We start from the raw sequence: 3290 nt of genomic DNA, 5'->3' as shown, positions 1-3290 counted from the left end.
TTTTATAAGCTTCATGGCCCAGTACTCTACGACCAGCGGCGGGTAAACCTAAACTAAGCCGGGCCTCTATCATATCTTTATTAAACTCAACAGAGGTTCTTTCCAATACTTCCTGACCTGTCTTAGTAATGGCGATCAGTCCGCTTTTTCCAGATCCCCTTTGACCTTTGCTATATTTTTTTATGGCTCGCTCAATTAGTCTGGTTAAAAAATCAGTCACTGCCATTCGTCTTATCTTATTTTCCCAGAACCAGGCTGGAAAATTTGTTACTTGCTGGTCTATTCTAATTAGAATGCTGGAAGGACTGGCAAAAGGATCTCCTTGTACGTAAGGTATCCCTAACTTGTAATAGCCAAAATCATACCAGTTTGACTGTATCTGTTTATAAGCCTTATACCCTCTTCCATTAATATTTTTGAGTGTCTTTTTTAATTTATCCTTGTTTTGCATCTTCAAACCCCCAAAAAAGGCGCCTTATACAGACGCCTTGTATATTTTTCAACAATCTAATATTTTATCTAAAGATTAACTAAATCATTTACCCATATAGTATTTCATCAGTATTTCTGCAACCTCGGCTCTTGTGAATTCTTTTGGTGGTTTTTCTCCTTTTGAAAGCATTTCCCTCACCTTTGTCCCACTAAGGAACACATGATCTTCTTTTCCGTGTGGACATGTTTTTGCCGTAGCCATATTTTCACACTTGGTGCAATAAAACGCGTGTTCAAATTTTAGTGGCACTATCCCTATCTCTTCGGGTTTAAACTGGTCAAATATCTCTTGAGCTTCGTAAGTTCCATAGTAATTTCCAACACCTGCATGGTCTCTTCCTACAATAAAGTGTGTACATCCATAGTTCTTTCTACATATAGCATGAAAGATAGCTTCTTTTGGTCCGGCGTATCTCATGTTAACAGGAAACACCCCTAAAAATACCCTTTCTTTTGGGTAATACTTGTCCAGTATAACTTCGTAGGATTTCATCCTCACATCGGAGGGGATATCTTCCTTTTTTGTTTTTCCCACCAATGGGTTTAAGAACAAACCATCGACGATTTCAAGCGCTGTTTTCTGCAAATATTCGTGTGCCCTGTGTATGGGATTTCTCGTTTGAAAGGCTACTATTGTTTTCCATCCCTTTTCAGAGAATAACTTTCTTGTATCTTTTGGATCGAGCCTGAACTCTTGAAAGTTTTCGTGCTCTATCCTGTTGAGTAAGGTAATCTCTCCACCTAATGCTATCTCTCCTTGCTCGTATAAAAACTTCACCCCAGGATGGGCTTTGTCTTGTGTTTTGTAAACTTTCAGTGCCTCTTCTTCTTTTCTTCTTTCAAACTTGTCTTGAAGATGTAGTATCGCGTACTCTTTTGAATCTTCTTGGTTCTTTATCAATACATCTTCTCCCACTTTTAGTTCGTCTGCAATCTCTTTTTTTACCGATAGAATTATAGGAATGGACCATACCGTTCCATTAGATAACCTCATGTTGTCTAAAACAGAATCGTAATCTTCTTTTGTCATAAACCCTTCTAATGGGCTGAATAGTCCAGTTGCAATGTTTTCTAACTCAGATAGATCAAAATAAGATACACTTATACTTTTTAACTCTTTCGATCTTTTTAACCATTCTTTTTTTTCTTCTTCGGTAGCTATTTTGTTGATCAATTTTCCACCGTGTGGCTCAATCATTTTTTAGACCTCCATAGTTTTTAATCATAAAGCTTTTTTTAACGCCCCTTCACCCCGCTCCCCACCCTTCTATGGAAGGGACCTGCGGTCCCTTAGACCCTGGCGGGGGAGGGCTCCGCCCTGTGACCCTTTTAAGGTCAAAGTCTTATTCATAAAACTTGTTTTAGCGCCCTTCCCCCTGCTCCTCACCCTCTAAGGAAGTAACCTGCGAATCCTAATCCAGCAGGTAGGAGGGCTCAATCAGACCTATCAAACTTTCTTCAAATGATATCATTGTTTCTCAGATATTCAATAACCTTTTCAACCGATTCATCTATGCTTTCTACATCGGTATTCAAAATTAACTCAGGATTCTCAGGCTCTTCGTAGGGAGCTGAAATCCCTGTGAAATTTTTTATTTCGCCTTTCATCGCCTTTTCGTACATACCCTTTGGATCCCGGTTTTTCAATTCATCAAGTGGACATTTTACGTATATCTCTATGAATTCTCCATCTTTTACTAACTCTCTTACCCTCTGCCTATCTTTTTTGTATGGGGAAATGAAGGCTGTCATTGTAATTATCCCAAGATCAGAGAATAACTTTGCAACTTCTCCTATCCTTCTAATATTTTCCTCCCTATCTTCTGGGGAGAATCCTAAATCACCATTTAAACCGTGTCTGATGTTGTCTCCATCCAAAACATACGACAACTTTCCCATTTTCAACAATCTTTCTTCCAAATCATGTGCTATAGTCGATTTTCCGGATCCAGATAACCCAGTAAACCAAAGGATTACTCCCTTTTGCCCTAAAAATCTTTCTCTGTCTTCTTTTTTTACCTTCCCCGCATGCCATACTACATTCTCACTCTTTTTTCTCTCCACTTTTATACCTCCCAAAAGCTTTATTGATAATTCTTAATAAAAGCACTCTGTCAAGAAGATTATACTCCAATCAGAGGGCACAGTCAAGTTAAGGTATTAGAACATATGCGGGGATTATGTTAAAATGGAAAGTAAAACTGGCTGTGGATAAAAAAAGAAGGGCGAGTGTATTCGCCCTTTTGTAGTTATTGTACGCTTTCAGCTAGAGATTGCTTAGCAATATTCACGTATTCATTGAACCCCTCTGGATCGTTTACAGCAAGTTCAGAAAGCATTTTTCTGTTTATGTCGACGTTGGCCAATTTCAAACCATGAATTAACTCATTATACTTCAAGCCTTCCGCTCTTGCGGCAGCGTTGATTCGTGTTATCCAAAGTTTTCTATAATCTCTTTTTTTGTTTTTTCTACCTGCATAAGAATATTTTCCGGATTTATAATACTGTTGTTTTGCTAATGAATAGCGTCTACTCAACGCTCCTGTGTATCCTTTGGCTGCTTTCAAATATTTTTTCTTTTTTTTGCGAGAAGAAACAGCTCGTTTAATTCTCATATTCTATACACTCCTTTTTAACTTAAGTTTAATTCAAATCATCATTTTAATCCGATGGATTTCTTAACTTTATCCACTATTTCCCTAGGTACTTCAACCTCTTTTTTAAGTCTTCTCATATGACTGCTTTTCTTGAAGCCTGTATTATGCCCTACATTATTTCTATGTCGTAGAATTTTCCCG

Annotated in this window: 4 protein-coding genes; all 4 read right to left on the bottom strand. The window is 37.9% G+C overall.

All coding sequences use genetic code 11. From position 1 onward, the window contains the following. A partial coding sequence (locus AA81_RS12700) for an ABC-ATPase domain-containing protein (protein ID WP_245863645.1) occupies nt 1–451 on the bottom strand: 451 nt, incomplete at its 3' end. Between the two features lie 84 nt (nt 452–535). Then, the gene (gene sat, locus AA81_RS12695; RefSeq protein ID WP_103079145.1) at nt 536–1690 is read right to left on the bottom strand and encodes a sulfate adenylyltransferase; all 1155 of its coding nucleotides are present in this window, start codon (nt 1688–1690) and stop codon (nt 536–538) included. A 260-nt stretch (nt 1691–1950) separates the two neighbouring features. After that, nucleotides 1951–2556: an adenylyl-sulfate kinase gene (gene cysC, locus AA81_RS12690; protein WP_103079144.1), complete on the bottom strand. Its 606-nt coding sequence runs from the start codon at nt 2554–2556 to the stop codon at nt 1951–1953. Nucleotides 2557–2741: 185 nt separating this feature from the next. After that, nucleotides 2742–3107: a 50S ribosomal protein L20 gene (rplT, locus tag AA81_RS12685; RefSeq protein WP_103079143.1), complete on the bottom strand. Its 366-nt coding sequence runs from the start codon at nt 3105–3107 to the stop codon at nt 2742–2744. Nucleotides 3108–3290: the final 183 nt, after the last annotated feature.

Source organism: Petrotoga halophila DSM 16923 (genome assembly GCF_002924615.1).
The sequence above is the reverse complement of the archived record's forward strand: the minus strand, read 5'-3'. Positions and strand labels throughout refer to the sequence as shown.